This is a genomic window from Polynucleobacter sp. JS-JIR-II-b4, from assembly GCF_018687815.1.
Classification (GTDB): Bacteria; Pseudomonadota; Gammaproteobacteria; order Burkholderiales; family Burkholderiaceae; genus Polynucleobacter.
In genome coordinates this window covers 1541713-1561178 of sequence record NZ_CP061306.1, presented here as the reverse complement: position 1 = coordinate 1561178, position 19466 = coordinate 1541713, and the positions used below count along the sequence as shown (strand labels likewise).

25 protein-coding genes are annotated in these 19466 nt (G+C 45.6%); 14 read left to right on the top strand and 11 right to left on the bottom strand.

Features of this window, described 5'->3' with window-relative positions; translation table 11 throughout:
• Positions 1-5 precede the first annotated feature (5 nt).
• The gene (locus ICV90_RS07905; protein ID WP_215358244.1) at positions 6-458 is read right to left on the bottom strand and encodes a cytochrome c; all 453 of its coding nucleotides are present in this window, start codon (positions 456-458) and stop codon (positions 6-8) included.
• Between the two features lie 68 nt (positions 459-526).
• The gene (locus tag ICV90_RS07900; RefSeq protein ID WP_072583693.1) at positions 527-1189 is read right to left on the bottom strand and encodes a site-2 protease family protein; all 663 of its coding nucleotides are present in this window, start codon (positions 1187-1189) and stop codon (positions 527-529) included.
• 28 nt (positions 1190-1217) lie between these two features.
• Here ICV90_RS07900 and ICV90_RS07895 point away from each other — a divergent pair, with 28 nt between their 5' ends.
• From ICV90_RS07895 to crcB, 4 genes are read left to right on the top strand one after another with little or no spacing between them, the layout of a single operon-like run.
• Positions 1218-1385, top strand: coding sequence for a hypothetical protein (locus ICV90_RS07895; RefSeq protein WP_215358242.1), 168 nt, complete (start codon positions 1218-1220; stop codon positions 1383-1385).
• 44 nt (positions 1386-1429) lie between these two features.
• Positions 1430-1567, top strand: a complete 138-nt coding sequence (locus ICV90_RS07890; RefSeq protein WP_169709848.1) for a hypothetical protein — start codon at positions 1430-1432, stop codon at positions 1565-1567.
• A gap of 9 nt (positions 1568-1576) precedes the next feature.
• Positions 1577-2356: a 4,5-DOPA dioxygenase extradiol gene (ygiD, locus tag ICV90_RS07885; protein ID WP_215358240.1), complete on the top strand. Its 780-nt coding sequence runs from the start codon at positions 1577-1579 to the stop codon at positions 2354-2356.
• 12 nt (positions 2357-2368) lie between these two features.
• Positions 2369-2746 (top strand): fluoride efflux transporter CrcB, encoded by a 378-nt coding sequence (crcB, locus tag ICV90_RS07880; RefSeq protein ID WP_215358238.1) that lies wholly within the window; start codon positions 2369-2371, stop codon positions 2744-2746.
• A gap of 44 nt (positions 2747-2790) precedes the next feature.
• Here crcB and ICV90_RS07875 read toward each other — a convergent pair whose 3' ends face one another.
• From ICV90_RS07875 to ICV90_RS07845, 7 genes are all read right to left on the bottom strand, one after another.
• Positions 2791-3768 (bottom strand): tripartite tricarboxylate transporter substrate binding protein, encoded by a 978-nt coding sequence (locus tag ICV90_RS07875; RefSeq protein ID WP_215358236.1) that lies wholly within the window; start codon positions 3766-3768, stop codon positions 2791-2793.
• A gap of 17 nt (positions 3769-3785) precedes the next feature.
• The gene (locus ICV90_RS07870) at positions 3786-4307 is read right to left on the bottom strand and encodes a chromate transporter (RefSeq protein WP_215358234.1); all 522 of its coding nucleotides are present in this window, start codon (positions 4305-4307) and stop codon (positions 3786-3788) included.
• Positions 4304-4843, bottom strand: a complete 540-nt coding sequence (locus ICV90_RS07865) for a chromate transporter (RefSeq protein ID WP_215358233.1) — start codon at positions 4841-4843, stop codon at positions 4304-4306. The genes ICV90_RS07870 and ICV90_RS07865 overlap by 4 nt, the downstream gene beginning before the upstream one ends.
• Positions 4844-4866: 23 nt before the next feature.
• Positions 4867-5844, bottom strand: a complete 978-nt coding sequence (locus ICV90_RS07860; RefSeq protein ID WP_215358231.1) for a D-2-hydroxyacid dehydrogenase family protein — start codon at positions 5842-5844, stop codon at positions 4867-4869.
• Between the two features lie 24 nt (positions 5845-5868).
• Positions 5869-7242, bottom strand: coding sequence for an MmgE/PrpD family protein (locus ICV90_RS07855; protein ID WP_215358229.1), 1374 nt, complete (start codon positions 7240-7242; stop codon positions 5869-5871).
• A gap of 53 nt (positions 7243-7295) precedes the next feature.
• Complete coding sequence (locus ICV90_RS07850; RefSeq protein ID WP_251367708.1) at positions 7296-8297, bottom strand: tripartite tricarboxylate transporter substrate binding protein; 1002 nt, start codon at positions 8295-8297, stop codon at positions 7296-7298.
• A 76-nt stretch (positions 8298-8373) separates the two neighbouring features.
• Positions 8374-9150 (bottom strand): sulfurtransferase, encoded by a 777-nt coding sequence (locus ICV90_RS07845; RefSeq protein WP_215358227.1) that lies wholly within the window; start codon positions 9148-9150, stop codon positions 8374-8376.
• 107 nt (positions 9151-9257) lie between these two features.
• On the opposite strand from ICV90_RS07845, the gene ICV90_RS07840 reads away from it, so the two are divergent.
• From ICV90_RS07840 to ICV90_RS07810, 7 genes are all read left to right on the top strand, one after another.
• Complete coding sequence (locus ICV90_RS07840) at positions 9258-10253, top strand: tripartite tricarboxylate transporter substrate binding protein (RefSeq protein ID WP_251367707.1); 996 nt, start codon at positions 9258-9260, stop codon at positions 10251-10253.
• 35 nt (positions 10254-10288) lie between these two features.
• On the top strand, positions 10289-10840 hold the full coding sequence (locus tag ICV90_RS07835) for a carboxymuconolactone decarboxylase family protein (RefSeq protein WP_215358217.1): 552 nt from the start codon (positions 10289-10291) through the stop codon (positions 10838-10840).
• A 41-nt stretch (positions 10841-10881) separates the two neighbouring features.
• The gene (locus tag ICV90_RS07830) at positions 10882-11736 is read left to right on the top strand and encodes a pirin family protein (protein WP_215358209.1); all 855 of its coding nucleotides are present in this window, start codon (positions 10882-10884) and stop codon (positions 11734-11736) included.
• Positions 11737-12909, top strand: a complete 1173-nt coding sequence (locus ICV90_RS07825) for a methyltransferase (RefSeq protein ID WP_215358206.1) — start codon at positions 11737-11739, stop codon at positions 12907-12909.
• 338 nt (positions 12910-13247) lie between these two features.
• Positions 13248-13634, top strand: coding sequence for an energy transducer TonB (locus tag ICV90_RS07820; protein WP_215358199.1), 387 nt, complete (start codon positions 13248-13250; stop codon positions 13632-13634).
• Between the two features lie 3 nt (positions 13635-13637).
• Positions 13638-13817, top strand: a complete 180-nt coding sequence (hemP, locus tag ICV90_RS10375) for a hemin uptake protein HemP (protein WP_371743832.1) — start codon at positions 13638-13640, stop codon at positions 13815-13817.
• 84 nt (positions 13818-13901) lie between these two features.
• Positions 13902-15980 carry a TonB-dependent receptor domain-containing protein gene (locus tag ICV90_RS07810; RefSeq protein WP_215358196.1) on the top strand — a complete coding sequence of 693 codons (2079 nt, stop codon included), beginning with the start codon at positions 13902-13904 and terminating at the stop codon, positions 15978-15980.
• 24 nt (positions 15981-16004) lie between these two features.
• On the opposite strand, the gene ICV90_RS07805 is transcribed toward ICV90_RS07810, so the two are convergent.
• Both ICV90_RS07805 and ICV90_RS07800 read right to left on the bottom strand, forming a co-directional pair.
• Positions 16005-16595 (bottom strand): mobile mystery protein B, encoded by a 591-nt coding sequence (locus ICV90_RS07805; RefSeq protein ID WP_215358189.1) that lies wholly within the window; start codon positions 16593-16595, stop codon positions 16005-16007.
• On the bottom strand, positions 16589-17047 hold the full coding sequence (locus tag ICV90_RS07800) for a mobile mystery protein A (RefSeq protein WP_215358187.1): 459 nt from the start codon (positions 17045-17047) through the stop codon (positions 16589-16591). The genes ICV90_RS07805 and ICV90_RS07800 overlap by 7 nt, the downstream gene beginning before the upstream one ends.
• A 338-nt stretch (positions 17048-17385) precedes the next feature.
• On the opposite strand from ICV90_RS07800, the gene ICV90_RS07795 reads away from it, so the two are divergent.
• From ICV90_RS07795 to ICV90_RS07785, 3 genes are all read left to right on the top strand, one after another.
• On the top strand, positions 17386-18534 hold the full coding sequence (locus ICV90_RS07795; RefSeq protein WP_215358185.1) for a hypothetical protein: 1149 nt from the start codon (positions 17386-17388) through the stop codon (positions 18532-18534).
• Between the two features lie 42 nt (positions 18535-18576).
• Entirely contained in the window at positions 18577-18813 is a 237-nt protein-coding gene (locus tag ICV90_RS07790; protein WP_215358182.1) for a hypothetical protein, read from the top strand.
• A 106-nt stretch (positions 18814-18919) separates the two neighbouring features.
• A complete protein-coding gene (locus ICV90_RS07785; protein ID WP_215360426.1) occupies positions 18920-19465 on the top strand; it encodes an HD domain-containing protein in 546 nt (181 codons plus the stop codon).
• Position 19466 lies beyond the last annotated feature (1 nt).

Here is a 19466-nt window from a genome sequence, read left to right as displayed (position 1 = left end):
ATTACTTATTTCTTTTTGAAATCGTCATGGCAGCCTTTGCAGGTTGCTCCTGCTGCGCCAAAAGATTTTTTAATGCTTTCTAAGTCGCCTGACTGAGCGGCTTTATTGAGATCAAGAGCAGCTAATTGCATTTTGTCTGCGGCAGCTTTGAACTTTGCGTTGTCTGACCAGACCTCAGGTTTTGCCTTACCGCCTTCAGTGCCAGGACCAAAGGCTTGCCAAGGCAAAGTAGACATCATTGCTACGATCTCTGCATTTTTGCTCACATCGTCTTTGTTATAAGGTGCCGCACCTTTAACCACAGCGCCAATTCGTCCGAAATGAGTGCCAATGACTGTCATGACGCTTTGACGATATTCAATTGCTTTTTCTGCATTTTGAAATTGAGCAAATGCAGCACCTGCGCTAATTGCTAAAACAGCTGCAGTGCCTGCCAAAATAAATTTTTGTAGTTTCATGATTGCTCTCCATTGATCAGTTGGGCTGCTTATTTTGAGCATATCCCAGAATAGTAATTTTTGCCCGCTTAAAAAATCATTCTGAGGGGGGTCATGAGAAGATTGATGATGCCCAGGAAAAAGCTGCTGAGGGGCTCCATCCACAGAGTGCCAATAATTCCAGTAAAGACGAGGCCAAGCACAATAAAAAATCCCCAGGGCTCTAATCTACCGAGGGCGATGGATTGGCGTGCGGGCAAAAGACCAGCCAAAATTCTTCCGCCATCGAGGGGTGGTAGTGGAAACAGATTAAATGCCAGTAAACCGATATTCCACATTACCCCTGCTTTTGCCATAGAAGTCAGGAAGGGCTCATCAATTCCGAAGCCCTGCACTAGAACCCAAAAGACCGCCCAAATGATTGCCTGTACAAAATTCGATCCCGGTCCCGCTAAGGCCACCCAAATCGAGTCAATTCTGGGGTTTCTGAGTCGCCCAAAATTGACTGGTACCGGCTTGGCATACCCCACCAAAAAAGGAGACCCCGTCAGAATTAAGACGAGTGGAATCAATATGGTACCCACAGGGTCTATATGTTTTGCGGGATTGAGGCTCACCCGTCCCAGCATGTAGGCGGTGTTATCGCCAAACCTGCGAGCTGCGTAGCCATGGGCTGCCTCATGGATGGTGATGGCAAAAATCAGGGGAATCGCATTAATTGCGACAGCTTGGATAGAATAGTCAGTAATCATGGCAATATGATATCCATAGGAGCTCAAAGTGACTGACGAAAAGAAACCCGATTCAAAAACCCCGGTAAAAGCGCTAGCAGCGAAGCCGCCAGCACGTCCACCCGTCCCAAAAGGACCCTCTGGCCCAGCCGGAAGGCCTCAGGCAGGCTTTGGTGGGGGAAAAGGCATGATGCGCAAGGCCGGTCGCGGTCGATAGTGGATAATTACCCTATTCATTAATGTGTTTATAGAGGATTTAGCATGAACGAATGGCATAACGAATCTAAAGAAGAGATCAACAAAAAGATCATTACATTGGTCGTGATGTTGGCCGCTGCTACTAGCTTGGCTATTTTGTTTGCATTGGTTGCGGCTCATACAGGTTACGTATTCGGTTAATCAGTATTAATGACTAGCCATCGCCAACCTGCAATATTTGCTGGCCATGGCAGTCCGATGTATGCCATAGAGCCCAACCGCTATACAGCGGCATGGTCGGCTCTTGGAAAATCATTAAAGCGTCCTGACGCTATTTTGATGATCTCAGCACATTGGGTAACCCGCGGAGTTTGGGTAACTGCAATGACTAAACCAAAAACGATTCATGATTTCGGTGGCTTTCCACAAGCACTGTTTGATGTGCAATATCCAGCGCCAGGTAGCCCTGCATTAGCTGATCGCGTGCAAGAATTATTGAGCGTTCCTGTTGTGCTTGAAGAGAATGAATGGGGTATTGATCATGGAGCTTGGTCGGTTCTGAAATACATGTACCCCAATGCGGATGTGCCTGTAGTGCAGCTGAGTCTCGATGGTGCAATGTCAGCACGTGAGCACTATGAGCTTGCTAAGCAATTACGCCCCTTGCGTGATGAAAATATTTTGATTTTATCTAGTGGTAATGTGGTACATAACTTGCGCACCATCCATTGGCAAGAGGGCGCTGAGCCTTATCCATGGGCAAAAGAGTTCAATGATTTTTTTGCTTCAGAAATGCGCGCCAATCATCATGAGGCATTGATTGACTGGGAGCGTTTTGGAGATGCAGCACACCTCTCTATTCCGACCGCAGAGCATTATTGGCCAGCCTTGTATACCTTGGCCTTGCAGGAAGAGGGAGAGCAGGCCAAAATCTATATAGATGGAATTGAGATGAGTTCAATTGGCATGCTGGGTTTTTCAATTCAATAACAAGAACAGATTATGTGGCTTCCTATCTTTGCAATCTTTTTTGGAGCAGGCTTCGGCGCTTTATTAAGAGCTGGCTTTAATTTCGCTACCGTTGGGATGGCTTCGGCACTGCCATTGGGTACTTTTATATCGAATATGGTTGGTGGATATTTGATTGGTATTGCGGTTGCATTTTTTGGCAACAATCCAAGCCTTTCTCCAGAGTGGAAACTATTAGTGGTCACTGGTTTCTTGGGTGGTTTGACTACCTTCTCAAGCTTTTCTGCCGAGGTGGTTGGCTTTATGCAGCGCGGGGAATTTACATGGGCCTTGGGCACGGCGCTGCTCAATCTCATTGGCTCGCTCGCTTTAACTTTCTTGGGTATCCTGACTTATCAGGCCCTCAAATAAAATTGGGGGCGCTAAGCCCCCAATGTCATTCAATTTAGAATTCCTTACTCCGGCTTGATATTGGCTGTTTTTACAACAGCACTCCATTTGGCACTCTCAGCTTTAATCAGGCTGGCAAATTCAGCTGGACTCCCTCCACCAATCTCATTCCCTTGTGAGAGCATGAGTTCACGTAGTTGAGGATCTTTGAGCGCCTCATTTGCAGCAGCATTTAATTTATCAATAATGGCCTTAGGTGTTCCCTTGGGCGCAATGAGTCCTTGCCAATTGAGAACCTCTACTTTTGGGTAGCCTAGCTCTGTAAAGCTGGGAACATTAGGTAATAGAGGAGAGCGTTTTTTGCTGGTAATAGCAAGTGGTCGAATCTTGTCAGCCTTGATGCTGGGAACAGCGGAATACATTTGATCGAACATGAGGTCAACGTTGCCACCCATGAGGTCGGTTAGTGCTGCAGAGCCACTTTTGTATGGCACATGAATCATCTGAATACCCGCATTTTGTTCAAAGAGTTCGGCAGACAGTTGGTGGCTTCCTCCGATGCCGCCAGAAGAGAACGTAAGCACCCCAGGCTTTGCTTTAGCAGCAGCAACAATATCTTGTACAGATTTGTAAGGGGAGTTTGGATTGACCACCAATACCAAAGGTCCTTTTTCAATCAATATGATGGGTGTTAAATCTATCTCCGGGTCATAACGCAAATTACCAAAGAGCGTTTTATTGACCGACATTGGGGCGAAGTTACCCATGCCGATGGTGTATCCATCAGGTGCAGCACGAACAATTGCTTCTGTACCAATATTGCCGCCAGCACCTGGCTTGTTATCTACGACGATTGGTTGCTTGAGAATGATGCTCATCTTTTGCGCAATTTGGCGACTTCTAGAGTCAGCGCTACCACCAGCACCATAAGGGACGATGAAGTTAATTGGCTTGCTAGGGTAATTGCTTTGCGCAAAAGATACGCTGCAGAAAACAGAAAGAAAGCTTAACAGGCAGAAGGTCGAGAATTGAATCAGTCGCATATTAATTCCTAAAATGTTTAAATAAATCCTAGAAAGCCTAAGGCTCCACCTATGACAATTAGATATAGAGGGTGCCAGCGTGTGAATAATGTAAAGCCGATAGTCGCAAGGGTCAAGGCGTAGGCTGCCGCGCCATGGTTAATTTGAATAGCAATTTGCCATGCAGAAGAAAGAACCAGTCCAATGGCTAGCGCTGCCGCTGCGTACTGAATAGATTTTTTCTTGATGGGATCTTGAATGCCCATAATAAAGCGCTGCAAAAAATAAATCAGGATAGATGAGGGCCATGCAATCGCCAGTGTGGCAATAAATGCACCTATTACGCCATAAATATGCCAGCCCAATAGGGTGACAGTCATAAAATTTGGGCCGGGTGCTGCTTGCGCTATAGCAAAGTAATCTGAAAAAGTTTGCAGATCAATCCAATGCTCTTGATAGACGGCCAAGTTTAACAACTCTGGTAGCAAAGCGTTGACACCGCCAAACGCAACTAGCGAGAAGGCGGATAGTTTTAGGAAGACGCTTAAAAGCATACTCATGAACTAAGCGCTTTCTTACGTGCCAAGAACAGTGCTAGCGGTAAAACAGCGAGCACAACCCAACCTAGACCGAGATGAAAGTAGGTGACTGCACAGATAGTGATGACAACTACTAGCAGCATCAAAGGAAAGCGAAACTCATCGCGTAGCATCTTGAAGCCAGTTGAAGCGATGAGACCTACACCTACTGCAGAGATGCCTCGCAATAGTCCTTTCACTGTATCCAAATAGCTGTAGTGTTGATAGAGCGTAGCAAGTAATAGCACAATGGCAATGGGCCCTAGTGTCAGACCAAGGACTGCAGCAGCTGCTCCCCTTGCTCCCGCAAATCGAGAGCCAACGCAAACAGCGAGGTTAACAATATTGGGGCCTGGAACGATTTGGCAAATGCCAAGGATGGCACTAAATTCCTCAGACGTCAGAATTTTGTCCCGCTCCACTAGGGTTCGTCTGGCCCAAGGGAGTACACCACCAAAGCCTGACATACCAATTTTGCTAAAACTGATAAAAAGCTGTGACGGAGTTAGGTTATGCATCGAGGACGCTGTTTATTAATAAATTATTGAGGCTTAAAGGGGTGTGGTACTGGTTTATTTTCTAGCCATGCTTCTAAAGTTTCTGTAATACCTTTTGAGAAAGCCTCAAAAATTGGTTCAGCAATAAAGCCTAAATGAGGCGTCACTAAAAGATTGGGAGTATTGCGTAGTGCATCTTTTTCAGGAAGGGGCTCAACATCAAACACATCCACCGCTGCTTGTCCTGGTCTACCGGAGGCTAGCGCCTTTTGGAGGTCAGGCATATTAATGAGTGCAGCACGCGAAGTGTTGATTAGAATTGAATCTGGACGCATTAGCGCCAATTGATCGGCGCTAATCAATCCCTTAGTTCCGGGGCCCGCTACTAAGTGCATGGATACCACTTTAGAGGTTTTGAGTAACTCATCTAAGCTAACGGCTTTTGCATTTTCAGCTGCTGCACGTTCTGGGGTCATGCGCGGACTCCACGCTACAACCTCCATACCAAAAGCAGCGCCAACACGTGCCACCCGACTGCCAATAGCACCTAAGCCCATAATGCCCAAGCGTTCGCCAGAGAGCATTGGTAGGAGAGAAAATGCATCGCGCCAGCCACCAGAGGCGATCAGTTTATTTTCTTCAATCAGGCGCTTAGATGCCCCCAGAATCAAAGCCCAAGTAAGCTCAGCGGTAGTTTCTTTTGAGGGCCCACCTGGCGTGCAGCCCATGGGGATATTTCTGGAAACTAGAGCAGAGGCTTCTAGGGTGCCATTGCGTTCGCCAGTAAACATTAAAAACTTGAGCTTTGGTAAGCGCGCGATCATCGCCTCATTGAAGGGTGAGCGATCTCTTACGATAGCAATCGCGTCGGCATCTTTTACTGCTTCATATAAGGCTTCATCACGCAAAGGATCATGGTAGATAGTGAGCTTAGCTTGTTGGTCTAACTTATCCCAGTTAGAGAAGCGACGTAGAGCGCGCTCATAATCTCCAAGAATAACGATGTTCGGTAATGAAGCCATAAATGAAAAAACTTTCAGGTGAAATTAGTCTGGAGTGCAAAGGCTTAAGATTTGCTTGAGGTCTGGCGCTTGTCCTAACTTCCAGAGTGCAGAAATCAGTTGAATAGTTTTCTCTTTTCCAATTACTGGCTCGGCCAAGCTTGTAAATTTTTGCTCCAAGTTGGCATCGCTCATTGGATTTTCTACAGATCCAATCGCATTCTTTACAAAGATATGCACTTCTCTGCCATCCTTAAGGAAGGCTTTAACGTCCACAGATGCTTCACTAATGGAGGTATCGGTAGTCGCATTCACTTTAGCGCGTAAGGCTACAACGTCAGGACGGTTGACGATCTCATCCGCATATTCACCTTCACCTGCTTGACCAAACATCAAGCCCACAGCGCATCCGTGATACACGCTGAACTTGCCTTCTAGTCCATCTTTAGGTGTTTTCTTGCCAGTTAATTCGAGTACCAGTGGGTGAACACGTAACTCAATGCGTTCAACCTCTTCTGCCTTGACACCTTGGGCGCGTAATTGGGCGCAAGCATCAATAGCTGGGTGAATCACAATTCCGCAGGCGAATGGTTTGTAGGTGTTTAAGGAAATCTCAAAAGATTTTCCAAGGGCGCGATCAATTTCTGACCAGTCGCACTTAGTAGAAACGGTTTGCATATAGCCACGGCCCGCTTCAAGCGCTTTAGAGCTTGCAGTAAAACCATGTTTTGCCAACAGCGCAGAAAGTTGACCTGCGCGTGCAGCGCCACCTGGATGAAAGGGTTTGGTCATCGTGCCAAATTGCTCGCGCATGCCAACCGGTTGTGAGGCAGCAATACCTAGAGCCATAATTGTTTTTTGCAGATCAAGACCCATTAAGCGTGAACATGCAGCAGCAGAACCCAACATCCCAGTGGAGCCAGTGATATGCCAGCCACGATGGTAGTGATCCGGATACATTGCATTGCCGACTCGACAAGCAACATCAATACCTAGAACAAGAGAGTCAATCATTTGACGGCCATTGGTACCAATGTGTTCGCCTAAGGCTAGGATTGCAGAAGCCACTGGGCCAGCTGGATGAATCACGGTTTTGAGGTGAGTATCGTCAAAGTCAAAAGTATGTGAGCTGATGCCGTTAATCAATGCTGCTCCGCCCATGTCTACTTTATCTTTGCGACCGAGGATGCTGGCTTGTGGCGCTGGCTGAAATTCACGAATAGCGGCTAAAGACGATTCAACGCTCTCATGATTGGCTGCGCCGATCGCACAACCAAGCCAGTTTAAGAATGTACGATGCGCCTCGTGTTCAACCTCTGGAGTCCATCCTTGGCTTGGGTGAGTATTAACAAACTCCGCCAAAATTTTGGTGACTGGTGGTGCATTGAGATCGGCTGCTGCAGCAATAGCGTGAGACATATAAATTTCCTATGAATAAGTGTGAGTATTTTTAAATAAGCGGATATTGAAAATTAATCGATTTCAATATTGCGGTCTTTGGCAACCTTAGCCCAGCGTGCAATATCTTCTTTGATGTAATTAGTAAATTGAGGAGGTGTCATTGGCATCAATGTCAAAGCCTCACTCGTCATTTTTTCTGAGAAGTCTGGTAGTGCGAGAACTTTGTTTAATTCAGCATTGAGCTTTGCAACAATCGCGGGTGGAAGATTTGCAGGGCCTACCAAGCCATACCACTGTTGGCCATCAAAGCCGTTATATCCAAGCTCTTTGAAGGTGGGAATATTAGGGGCTACTGGGCTGCGTTTGGCTCCAGTAACGGCAAGCCCACGAACCCTATTCGTATTGATGTATGGCAACGCTGCAAATAGAGTAGGGAACATCGCTTGAGTCTGGCCTGCCAATAAATCAGTGTAGGCAGGACCTACGCCACGATAAGGCACATGCACCATAAATATTCCAGCTGCTAGCTTTAATTGCTCCATGCCAAGATGTGTCAGAGTGCCTGGACCAGCAGATCCATAACTTAACTTGGCAGGATTCTTCTTGGCGTAATCTACAAACTCTTTGAAATTCTTGATTGGTAGATCAGGATTGATAATGAGTACGTTAGGTGTTGCACCAATCATGCCAATCGGTGTGAAATCTTTAATGGCGTCGTAAGGTAGTTTGCGGACAGCAGGGTTAGTGCCGTGTGTTCCTACATAAGCAATCATCAGCGTGTAGCCATCAGCTGGTGCTTTAGCGGTTGCTTGTGAGGCAATGGATCCGCCACCACCCCCCATATTTTCTACAACCACTGTTTGACCAATGGATCGAGAAAGTTTTTCCGCAACAGCGCGCGCAATATTATCTAGTCCGCCACCAGCAGCTACTGGTGCAATCAGTTTGATAGGTTTGGTTGGATAGGTTGCTGCACTTTGCGCCTGCGCATTGAAATGGAATGCCAATCCCAAAAAAGCAAAAAGAAGGGATGACAAAAAAATCGGCCTTTGCCGATTGATCGTATTAGACATGTCTCGAGTCCGAATTATTGTTATAAGTTAGTTTTGTATAGCCAAATCATTTTACTATTGATAGCGTTAGCTCTGCTCAGGCTGGGCTGGCTTTGAGTTTCTTTCGAATGGAGTGCTCTACGGGGATGGAGTCAAGGTTTGGCTCCAGCGCCTCACGCTCATCAAAGACAAAGCAGCTGCCTTGGTAATGAGCGGAACCCACTTCCTCGAAATATTTCAAAATACCGCCTTCTAGTTGGTAGCTGTGCTCCATGCCAATTTCCCGCATATACAAGCCAGATTTTTCACAGCGAATACCGCCCGTACAAAAGCTGACCAGCGTCTTATCGGCTAAATCATCTTTATGTGCAGAAATTGCCGCTGGAAACTCAGTGAACTTTTCAATATTGAAATGCATTGCATTCTCAAAAGTGCCGTAGTCGACTTCAAAGGCGTTACGCGTATCAACCATCACTACAGGACGACCTAGATCGTCAGTGCCGCGATCTAACCACTCTTGCAATTTTTTGGGGCCAATGAAATTAGCACGACCTTCCTCAGGACGAATCGCTGGGTGATTCATGCGAATAATTTCATTTTTGAGTTTGATCAACATCTTCTTGAAGGGCTGATCATCGGACCAACTTTCTTTTGCTTGAAGTGGAGCAAAACGGGGGTCAGTACGGAGCCAATCCAGAAATCCACGTAGCGCATCTGTTTTGCCGGCAAGGAACATGTTGATGCCTTCACCAGTCAACAAGATGGTTCCCTTCAACTGGCGGGCGTTGCATTCATCCAGCATTTTGGCACGCAGCTCTGGCAAGCCATCTAGGCTGACAAATAAATAGGCGGCAATATTTAGAATTGACTTCATTTTTCTCTCACTGGGCTACAGCAGCATTATCGAGCAAATAGGCTGAGGGGGTGTTAATCTTGAGGTCTTATCTAGAGGAGACAAGTCCCATGCAGGATTTAGTGAAAATGGCTAAAAAAGCCCTTAAAAACAGCCTATTAGCCGCTTTGATGGCCTTAGGGGTAAGCGGTGTTGCTTTGGCGCAAAGTGCGGGTGTTGGCACATGGCCCACCCAAAAGCCAATTCGTTTAATTGCGGTCTTTCCGCCGGGCGGCTCAGTTGACCAGGTTGCTCGTGTATTGGCGCCTGCTTTGCAAGCGGAACTAAAGCAAAACGTGATTGTTGAAAACGTAGGAGGCGCCTCCGGTGTGATTGGTACCTCTGCAATGACTCGGTCCGACCCGGATGGCTACACCTTTGCAGTGGTATTTGATACCCATGGTGTGAACCCTAGTCTCAAAGACAAACTTCCCTATGACACGATAAAAGATATTGCTCCCGTGATTTTGGTTGGCACATCACCGATGGTGTTGGTTGCCAGCAAAAAATCTGGCATCACCAGCTTTAAACAATTAGTGGATCTTTCCAAGACTGGTAAGCAATTTAGTTACGGTTCCATTGGAATTGGTAGCTTGGGTCACTTAGCAATGGCGCGCCTTGCAAAACAAGCGGGCTTTGATTGGAATCACATTCCTTATCGTGGTGGCGGTCCTTTAATGCAGGATGCGTTGGGCGGTCAAGTGGAGTTGGCGGTTGGCTCAGAATTTTTGGTGAAACCTCATATCGATAACGGTGGAGTTATTCCTCTAGTGATTACGACTGCCAAGCGTTCACCATCATTGCCTAATGTGCCGACAATTTCTGAGAGCGGCTTCCCAGGCTTTAGTGCGCCAGCTTGGTGGGCGGTATTGGCTCCTGGTAAAACATCTCCGGCAGTGATCGATGCAATGAACAAAGCATTAAATAAAGCCCTGAAGACGCCTGCTGTCGCTGAGAAGTTCAAAATGCAAGGCATTCAAATTGTTGGTGGCACCCCTGTTGCTGCACAAGAGTTTATCGGCAAGCAAATTGGTATCTGGGGTAAGTTTGTCATTGAAAATAATATTAAAGAAACTGCTCAGTAAGAGTTGTTGATAAGCAGTATTAATAAAAGGTAAGTATGTCAGAACGTTTAATTCCGTATCAGCCAATGGATTTGGCAGAGCCAGCAGAGTTGGTTGCTGCTATTCGCACAAGACGTGGTGGTCAATTTATTAATTTAGATCGCATGCTCTTGCATAGCGTTCCTATCGCAGAGGGCTGGAATCACTTTATCGGTGAGATTCGAAATAACCTGTCTTTGGATCCGAAGTTGCGTGAGTTGGCCATGTGTGGTGTAGCAGTCTTGAATGGTGCTGAGTATGAATTCTTTCACCATGCGCCACCTTTTAAGAAAGCGGGCGGCACTGAGGAGCAGGTCCAAGGCTTGCGACTCATTGGACAACCGAATTTTCCAAAAGATCTGTACTCCCCAGTGGAGAATGACGCTGCCGAACTCACTTTTCAGATGACGCGCAATATCAAGGTAGATCCTGAATTAATGAAGCGCTTGCAAAAGGCTTTGGGAAGCACAGATACCGTGGAATTAGTCACGGTAATCGCCGCTTACAACATGGTGTCTCGATTCTTGATAGCGCTGGATGTCAATCCTGAAGATCATCCTCCAGCTTAAAGTCAAAGCTTAGCTAAAGCCAAGTCAAAGCATTCATCAATATGATCCGCAATATCCAAACCATTATTCCTGGCATTGCCACTTCTGATGGTGCGGGTGTGAAATTGCGTCGTAGTCTTGGTGGTCAGAATCAAGTTAGATTAGATCCTTTCTTGATGCTCGATGAGTTTTCCTCCAATGATCCACATGATTATGTAGCGGGCTTTCCGGCACATCCCCATCGGGGTTTTGAGACGGTCACCTATATGCTGGAAGGTCACATGTTGCATGAGGATCATTTGGGAAATCAGGGTCACCTGAAAACTGGTGGCGTGCAATGGATGACGGCAGGGCGCGGCATTATTCATTCAGAGATGCCACAGCAAGTGAGCGGTGCCATGCGCGGCTTTCAGTTGTGGATTAATTTACCTGCAAAAGAGAAGATGAAGCCGGCTGGCTATAAAGATATCCAGGTTGAAGATATTCCGAAGATTGCTTTGGCAAACGGTGGCTCAGTAAAGGTCATTGCGGGCGCATACGAAGATGGTGGTAAAGCAGTTCAAGGTCCGATTCAGGGGATTACCACTGCGCCATTATTTCTAGACGTGCAGTTGTCACCCAACGCAGAGTTTGAGCAACGCATTCCAAAAGAACTTAATGCATTTGTTTATGTATATGAGGGTGAGCTGGAAATAGGTGGGCCAATGATGCCCGCCCCAAAGCAGGCAGCTATCGTCCTTGGGGATGGTGATCGCTTAAAGGTGAGGTCTGGAGATCTGGGGGCGCAGTTTATCGTGCTTGCAGCATTGCCCTTGCATGAGCCTATCGTTCAGTACGGCCCTTTTGTGATGAATACTCGGGCTGAAATTGAACAAGCAATCGATGATTATCAAAACAATCGCTTTGTGGTTTCCTAAGTGACGCAATCAGCAACCCTTCAATGGGAAGAGGGCGAACAAATCTGTTCCGCTCATTGGCATTCTGAAAATGGCATTGCACCGCATAAAAAGATTCAGATTGCAGATGACACGCTGACTGCTGATATTGCTTATCGCTTGGCTTGTGAAGGTACTGCGATGCTTTACAGGGGCGACTTTCAGAATGCGCGGCAACTCTTACAGGCTTTGGTAAGAAGGGTAGATAAGCCTTCCAAGAAATCTACTAGAGCTGACAGAGTTTCCAAAGAGAAAACCAAAAGTCCCTTGGATGCATTCAACCTGCATCGCCTTGCCCAATCCCAACGCGCACGTATTCTGGGAATGATTTTGATACAGGTCAACGCCGACCATAGTATTTCTTTAAGGCGTGCGCCGGATGTTGCTCAGGCCTGCCTTGAGGCCTATGGAACGCAAGAAACTTCCTATGTAATTTCTTTACGTGAGTTGCTTGGCGTGATTAGCGCTCATGAGTGGCGCAAGACAGGTGTTCAAGTTCTCACTAGGGATGATGAAGAGGTTCGTATTCATCCACACTATGGTGTTTTCTCTCCAGTGCGCAGTGAATATATTAGCCTGGTGCTGAAAGCCCCCATACCTGAAGCAATAAAAGATGGCTCTATTGCTTTTGATATTGGGACGGGTACTGGAGTGTTGGCAGTGATTTTGGCTCTGAGAAATGTTCAGAAGATTATTGCGACCGATCTAAGTGATCGAGCGATTGCTTGTGCGAAAGAAAATATTGACCACTTGGACTTGAATTCGCAAATTGAAATTCAGAAAGCCAATCTTTTTCCAGACGGCAAAGCAGCACTCATTGTTTGTAATCCACCATGGCTACCTGCAAGACCGAGTTCCTCGCTAGAGCATGCGGTGTATGACCCTGAGAGCCAGATGCTGAAAGGTTTCTTGAATGGTTTAAAAGATCATCTGCTGCCAAATGGCGAGGGTTGGCTCATTCTTTCTGACTTAGCAGAGCACTTAGGCTTGAGAACAAGAGAAGAGCTTCTAAGTTGGATTGAGCAGACAGGCTTAAAAGTGATTGCGCGTTTAGATACGAAGCCAACGCATAACAAGGCATTTGATAAAGCTGATGCATTGCATGCGGCGAGGTCTAAAGAAGTCACTTCACTGTGGCGATTAACTCAAAAGTAGTACCACATTAAATAGCCCTACAAGCCCCGTCCCCATTGGGATAATGGTTGTTAATCCACTACATCATCCTTAAAATCATTGAGAGCGGTAGTTAACTTACTACACATTTTTCGGTAAGTTGAAAATAGTTTTTCTCATTTATTTTTTAAGGGCGTCATTTGCTTTCTGGTGAATTGTCTAGAAATGTATTGCTAATATCAGGGGTAACTTTCTCTCATTTATTAGCACTATTGATACTTTTATCGGGATCATTTGCGGGGTCCACATCATCCGCTCCAGATTTTCTAATGGTAAATCTAGTAGGTAAAAGTAACTTGCCATCTCAACAGAAAAAATCCTTGTTCGCACCCCAAATCAAGACACCTTCCAGCAGTGAGCGCGATAGTTCCAGTACTGTAAATGAATCCCATGCGCATGGTGCTAGCAAGGGAGCTGGGCGTCAAGCATTAGGTGCAGCTAGACAGGCTATATACAGCCCTAAACCCCATTACCCCTTAGCCAGCAGACAACTTAAGGAGCAGGGTTTGGTTATTGCAAGATTATGTGTAAGTGAGCAAGGCCTTGTCCAAGACGTTGGTATCACCCAAAGCTCAGGCTTTCAGGGTTTGGATCGCTCAGCCATCAAGGCTTTGGCTCAGTGGAGATTTGAACCCATTTCAATAGTTCCTCCCCAGGTTTCTTTGCAATGCTTTCAAACACCTATTCAATTTACCTTGGAAGGCTAGTACTTGAACGAGAAAAATATCTTAGACCTTGATTCAAAATGTATTCGATCAAATCAACTTTTGCCTAGATGCATTCCAAGCGAAACCTTATTGGGTCGCACAAAGCAGATCTTCATTTTGCATGATGGGCATTCATATCAATTGCGCATCACTAAATTAGGGAAACTCATTTTGACGAAGTAAATATGAATTAACTTACTAGCCAGCAAGAGCATTTTCATATGCATATAGCCAGCGATTTTTTGTTTTTATCACTGGAGATGGTATATGAAGCATCAAGAAGTTTTTCGTCCTCAAAATCAGTTAGTCTGGCTTTCATCTTTTGTATTGCTATATGGAGGATCCTTTTCGGTTTGGGCTAATACTCAAGATATTGAGTTACCTAGGATTGATATTGTTGGGCGAGAGGAAAATGCGCTGTATAAAATTCCTGGTACGGTTGATGTCATTAATCAACAGAGGATGGAGGAGCTGCAACCTCAGTCCCTACAAGATGTATTAAAGACGGTTCCTGGTGTTAATGTCCGCGGAGATGAGGGTGGCCTAGGGTCTATTCCAAATATTGGCATTCGGGGGTTAAATCCGAGTCGCAGCTCCAAGGTTCTTCTGTTGGAGGATGGTGCCCCCATTCAACCAAGTCTCTTTATTTCCAATGCTTCCTATTACAGCCCGCCTGTAGAGCAAATCGGTGGGATTGAAGTTTTAAAGGGCGCATCGGGCCTGAAATATGGACCATCCAATATTGGTGGCGTAGTGAATTACCTTAGCAAAACACCTGCTCCAGGATTTAAGTTAACTGGCAAAGTGGGTAATTACGGATATCGCTTAGCAGAGCTTGAGGCAGGGGGAAAATCGTCATCGAATGGTGCCATTGGAGGAATAAACCTGATTCAATCTGAGTCCAATGGTTACCAAGGCAATGGTTTCAAGATGTACGACATCTTGGTGAAAGGGGGAATGGAGATTGCACAGAATCAGTGGTTAAGTCTGAAATACACCCATTACGATAACAATATCAATACCTCTTATGTAGGTCTGCGTCCAAATCAGTACAGCACTCACTCAAGAGATAATCCAGCGCCAAATGACCGCTTTATTACCCAAAGAAATGCAGTAGATCTCAACCATGCTATTGAAATCAGCCCAGAGACCAAAATCAATACCTTGATGTATTGGAGTAGGTTATCTAGGGATTATTGGCGGCAAAGTATTGTTAAACGCACACAGGAATCGACAGTCTTTAGAGCCTGCAACGTAGGTACTGATTGTCTGATTGGGCGAAATCGAGAGTTTCAAATGTTGGGCATCGATTCTCGGGTAAGTCATGCCTATAAGGCTCTAGGGATTTCTAATGAAGCAGAGTTTGGATTGCGCTTGCATACCGAATCTCAAATCAATCAAGTAGTGAGTTCCAAAACTTTAGCCTATTCTGGTCGACTCACTTCGCAGGAGGATAACAAGGCTAATTCAGTGGCGGTCTATGCGCAAAACCGTTTCTTGCTGAGCAAAGACTTTGCCCTTATTCCTGGGGTACGAGTGGAAAGTTATAACCAGACCCGTTCAAATGCTGCCACTGGAAAAGCAGGTAGTGCCAGGAATGTGGAAACTATTCCGCAAATTGGTGCTACTTGGCAACTCATTCCTCAGGCTCAGCTGTATGGAAGTATTTATAAAGGCTTTGCACCAGCACAGTTAGCCACCGCAATTGATGACAAAGGAGTTGATCAGCAGTTAGCCCCAGAACGCTCAACTAATGCGGAGCTCGGGCTGCGTGGTCGCTCGGGTGCTTTTACTTATGATTCAGCTATTTTTAGCATGAACTTCAGTAATCAAATTGTGAATCAGAGCTTAGCTGCCGGAATTTCTAAAGCCAATGGCGGTAAAAGTTTGCATCAAGGTGCTGAGATGTCCTTGGCTTATGCGCTCGGAGGAGGATGGGGCATTAACGGTAATGCTACTTATATCCCGGTGGCTAAGTTTGTTGGTACGAGCTCTTTGGGGCGAGATGGTAATCGCATTCCGTACACGCCTAAATTGACTTCAAATTTGGGTGTTAGCTACGAAAAGAATGGCTTTAATACTTTAATTAATCTGAATTATGTTTCTACTCAGTATGCGGATTCGGCAAATACGGTTGCACAAAATGCCATTGGAACTTTAGGCGAGGTTCCTGCTTTTACAACAGTCAATTGGAGTGCTAACTATGCCATCAACAAAGATTGGAAAATGTTTGGAGTGATTAATAATGTATTTAATAAGAGATATATATCCAGCCGGAGTCCTGATGGGATTTTTGCTGGAGCGCCTCTCAATTTCCAGGCTGGCATGAGCTATCAATTCAATTAATGAACACAGTTCAAAAATAAGTATTTATAGCCTAGCAAATTGCATTAGTGGTGCGATATCGCCTTTATCTGCCGCGCGTAGAGCTGATAAGTAGTTTTGGCGAATAGCACCTGGGGTGGCGATTAAAGTATTGCCGCCCCAAGAAAATCTTTTACCGCCAAGGCTGACGATTAAAGCATCCGCCATCAAGCGAGCATGACGACCATTGCCGTTTGGAAACGCATGAATCAACACTAGTTGATGATGAAAGCGCACTACGATCTCATCAATAGGCATTGCTTTGTTTTCAATCTGATAGACAGTGTTATCTAGAAGATTCTTAAGGACAACGGCAATTTGAGTCCAGTCAATGCCGATACTCTTAGCGCTCTTTCTGAACGTGCCAGCCCATAGCCATGTTTGATTAAACATACGTCTATGTAATTCACGTACCAAGCCCTCATTCAAACCTTGGGCGATCTTTTGACGCGCAATCCAATCTGCCCCTTCGACAATATTCATTTCCTCCCAAGCGTTTAAATCAGCTTGAGTGCTAATGTGTTTGGGGATGAGACCAAGGGCTTCATCCGGATCAATCGGAGTGGCTCCTGGCGCATATTCAAAATGCATCACCATAAATTCCTTCTAGGACCGTCCAATATCTCTTTTGCTAGTAGTTGCAGTTGCTTTTGACTAGCGGACTTATCTACCGACTGATCCTCAAGACTCATCGAATGAGAAATAGGGCGCAACCTTTCACGCGCAACCGTAATAGCGCGATCTTCCAAGATTTTCTCTAATGATTTGCGTGGTACTAGGGTGTATTGCAACTCGCAATCTAAGGCGCTCGCCAGCTTGCGCAGGCTAGCTAAAGTGATCTTTTCATCAGCCTCAGCCTTTTCGAGCTTGGTAATGCTGGCAGGTGTAACACCGAGCTTGCGAGCCAATGCAGAGGCTGACATACCCAAAGATTCGCGAATAGCCTTTACCCATCCATTACCTGGGCGGTTCGGGGGGCGAGTATTCCTTAACTTAGTAAGGGATAAATCCATTTGATGGAGCTGTAAGTTGGCAAATTTCTTGTTCATATTGATACCTTTAGGTATTAATTAATATATCTAATTGTAACCTAAAGGTATTGATTAATACAATTATTTGATACCCATAGGTATCAAATAGCTATAAATATGAATGATCGATTTTTTGATCAAAGAAAAACGCCACCCATCTGGGTGGCGTTTGACTGTTACAGACTTAAAAATGGTGGACCGGCGGAGATCGAACTAAAAGCCACTTTCTGCTCTAAATACAGGTACTTGGAAGAGGTCAAAAGAGTTCGAATTTCACTAAGTACCCCCAAAAGTACCCCCACATTCCATCCTTACAATTTGCTTTAATTGTCTTCACATTGTGAAGGGGGTTACTGATGGAAAGAGAATCATACACACGCACTGAAATATATGAACTCCTGTGGACTGAGCCGGCCACTAAGGTTGCGCTGCGGATTGGGCTCTCCGATGTTGCCCTTGGCAAGTGGTGCAAGCAATACGGTGTACCAAAGCCGCCATTGGGTTACTGGGCCAAGCTGGAACATGGAAAGATAACGTCAGAAAAGCCTCCATTAGAGCCTTGGTGGAATGAGCATGATCCCCTCATACATGTGCGGACTCGAGATAAAGCGATCATGGAGGCTAGGTTAAATAAACCTGCTGAGCCCATTCCTGTCATAGAGATTTATAAGGGCAATAAATTCCATGAAGAGATCGAGAAGACCTTCAAAGACTTCCAGATGGAAAACCATTCCAAATTTGGAAGGTCAGAATCTAAAGCTGGCTTTGATGTCCAGATTGGTCCACATAGCGTTCCACGGGTAAAGCGAATACTTCAGACCCTCATCAACGAATTTCTCTCCCGCGGCTATAGGCTGGGTGTCCATCGAAAATATTCAAATGCAGAAGTTACCGCATTTAAAAGAGATGACGATGTAGTAACAATTGAGTTCTATGAAGTAAGTTCTAAACCGCCAAAGCCAATGAAAAGAAAAAGGAGTTGGACTAGTGGCGGGCACACTCACTCATACATGATGGATATTGAATACATCCCATCTGGAAGGTTAGAGCTAAGAATTCGCCATAACGATATATATGGCTGGAAGATTGTTAAAGACTCTGAAAAGACTAGCGTTGAGGAGCAGCTTGGGAAATTGATAAATCTCATTGCTGAGCTTTCATTTGATGCCAAGATAGCAAGGGTGGAGCGAGAGGCTAGCGAGGCCAGAGAGCAGGCAGAGCGTAAGCGCCTAGCTGACATTAAGTGGGCCAAGGAGGTCGATGCCTGGAAATGGGGTCAGCTCAAGGATGCAGCAGAGCGCTGGAATGAATTGGCCGTACTTAGAGAGTTTGTAAAAGCCATAAAGAGCAACAGGGTTGTAAGGCGTAAAAATAAAGAAGAGCTAGGTGGCTGGATAAGTTGGGCACAAGAGCAAATTAACGCAAGGGATCCAATTTATAAGGTGGCAAGCGGTATGAGTCTGCCTGGACAGAATGAGCCCATTAGAGATGATGGATTTGAATAAAGTTTTCCGAGTACGCACTCGGGAAAGAATTATGATTAACGAATGAGTGATCTTGAGTATGTTGGAAAAATAAAAGGCATGAAAACTCTCAAGCAGATGATTGAGAGTAAAGATGTCGTACCTGCTTCCGAGTTAGCAAAAAATAAGGCTGAAGTAGAGGCTCAAGAGAAGGCCTTTGAGGAGGCCATCAGATCAGAGGAGTCGCACCGTAAAACCAAGATCTCTACAGGCAAGGTCGAGGGGCGCGATCATTGGACTCGGGAGCCCTTTATCGAGTAAGTCAGGCGAGTGGCTCACCTGATGAGCTTTACTTGCCTTATCGTGTGTTCAGGCTGTAATGGAGTCTAGTGGCACTAGACAAACCTTATAGAATGAAAGAATCATGATTAATCAATTTGTCACTGCCCTTGCATTTTCTGCAACTAAGCATCGAGACCAGCGCCGCAAGGACGTTGAAGCATCTCCATATATCAATCACCCAATCGCATTAGTTGATGTTCTTGTAAACGAGGGCGGTGTTCTAAATTGGGATGTCCTATCCGCTGCCTTATTGCATGACACGATTGAAGATACCCAAACTACAGCTGAAGAGTTAACTAAAGCATTCGGAAAGAACGTAGCCTCAATCGTTTTGGAAGTGACAGACGACAAGACGCTACCTAAGGCAGAGCGGAAGCTGCAGCAAATTGCACACGCCCCTCATTCATCTCATGAGGCTAAGTTAGTCAAACTTGCCGATAAGATTTGCAATCTTCGGGATATCTTGGCTTCAGCCCCAAGTGGTTGGGACACCAAAAGAAAGCAGGAATACTTTGAATGGGCGGCATCGGTAGTGGCTGGCATTAGGGGATCGAACTCTAAGTTAGAGAAGGTATTTGATTCTTTACTTGAAAAAGGCAGGGCCGAGTATCAACCTGAGCTAGGTAAGTAAA

What these genes read in the sequence shown, in the direction of transcription:
- ICV90_RS07850 (WP_251367708.1), bottom strand. Translation starts at nt 8,297, where the DNA reads ATGTCTAATACGATCAATCGGCAAAGGCCGATTTTTTTGTCATCCCTT.
- ICV90_RS07875 (WP_215358236.1), bottom strand. Translation starts at nt 3,768, where the DNA reads ATGCGACTGATTCAATTCTCGACCTTCTGCCTGTTAAGCTTTCTTTCT.
- ICV90_RS07800 (WP_215358187.1), bottom strand. Translation starts at nt 17,047, where the DNA reads ATGAACAAGAAATTTGCCAACTTACAGCTCCATCAAATGGATTTATCC.
- ygiD (WP_215358240.1), top strand. Translation starts at nt 1,577, where the DNA reads ATGACTAGCCATCGCCAACCTGCAATATTTGCTGGCCATGGCAGTCCG.
- crcB (WP_215358238.1), top strand. Translation starts at nt 2,369, where the DNA reads ATGTGGCTTCCTATCTTTGCAATCTTTTTTGGAGCAGGCTTCGGCGCT.
- ICV90_RS07860 (WP_215358231.1), bottom strand. Translation starts at nt 5,844, where the DNA reads ATGGCTTCATTACCGAACATCGTTATTCTTGGAGATTATGAGCGCGCT.
- ICV90_RS07865 (WP_215358233.1), bottom strand. Translation starts at nt 4,843, where the DNA reads ATGCATAACCTAACTCCGTCACAGCTTTTTATCAGTTTTAGCAAAATT.
- ICV90_RS07840 (WP_251367707.1), top strand. Translation starts at nt 9,258, where the DNA reads ATGGCTAAAAAAGCCCTTAAAAACAGCCTATTAGCCGCTTTGATGGCC.
- ICV90_RS07795 (WP_215358185.1), top strand. Translation starts at nt 17,386, where the DNA reads ATGGAAAGAGAATCATACACACGCACTGAAATATATGAACTCCTGTGG.
- ICV90_RS07890 (WP_169709848.1), top strand. Translation starts at nt 1,430, where the DNA reads ATGAACGAATGGCATAACGAATCTAAAGAAGAGATCAACAAAAAGATC.
- ICV90_RS07830 (WP_215358209.1), top strand. Translation starts at nt 10,882, where the DNA reads ATGATCCGCAATATCCAAACCATTATTCCTGGCATTGCCACTTCTGAT.
- ICV90_RS07905 (WP_215358244.1), bottom strand. Translation starts at nt 458, where the DNA reads ATGAAACTACAAAAATTTATTTTGGCAGGCACTGCAGCTGTTTTAGCA.
- ICV90_RS07790 (WP_215358182.1), top strand. Translation starts at nt 18,577, where the DNA reads ATGAGTGATCTTGAGTATGTTGGAAAAATAAAAGGCATGAAAACTCTC.
- ICV90_RS07900 (WP_072583693.1), bottom strand. Translation starts at nt 1,189, where the DNA reads ATGATTACTGACTATTCTATCCAAGCTGTCGCAATTAATGCGATTCCC.
- ICV90_RS07835 (WP_215358217.1), top strand. Translation starts at nt 10,289, where the DNA reads ATGTCAGAACGTTTAATTCCGTATCAGCCAATGGATTTGGCAGAGCCA.
- ICV90_RS07805 (WP_215358189.1), bottom strand. Translation starts at nt 16,595, where the DNA reads ATGGTGATGCATTTTGAATATGCGCCAGGAGCCACTCCGATTGATCCG.
- ICV90_RS07810 (WP_215358196.1), top strand. Translation starts at nt 13,902, where the DNA reads ATGAAGCATCAAGAAGTTTTTCGTCCTCAAAATCAGTTAGTCTGGCTT.
- ICV90_RS07870 (WP_215358234.1), bottom strand. Translation starts at nt 4,307, where the DNA reads ATGAGTATGCTTTTAAGCGTCTTCCTAAAACTATCCGCCTTCTCGCTA.
- ICV90_RS07855 (WP_215358229.1), bottom strand. Translation starts at nt 7,242, where the DNA reads ATGTCTCACGCTATTGCTGCAGCAGCCGATCTCAATGCACCACCAGTC.
- ICV90_RS07845 (WP_215358227.1), bottom strand. Translation starts at nt 9,150, where the DNA reads ATGAAGTCAATTCTAAATATTGCCGCCTATTTATTTGTCAGCCTAGAT.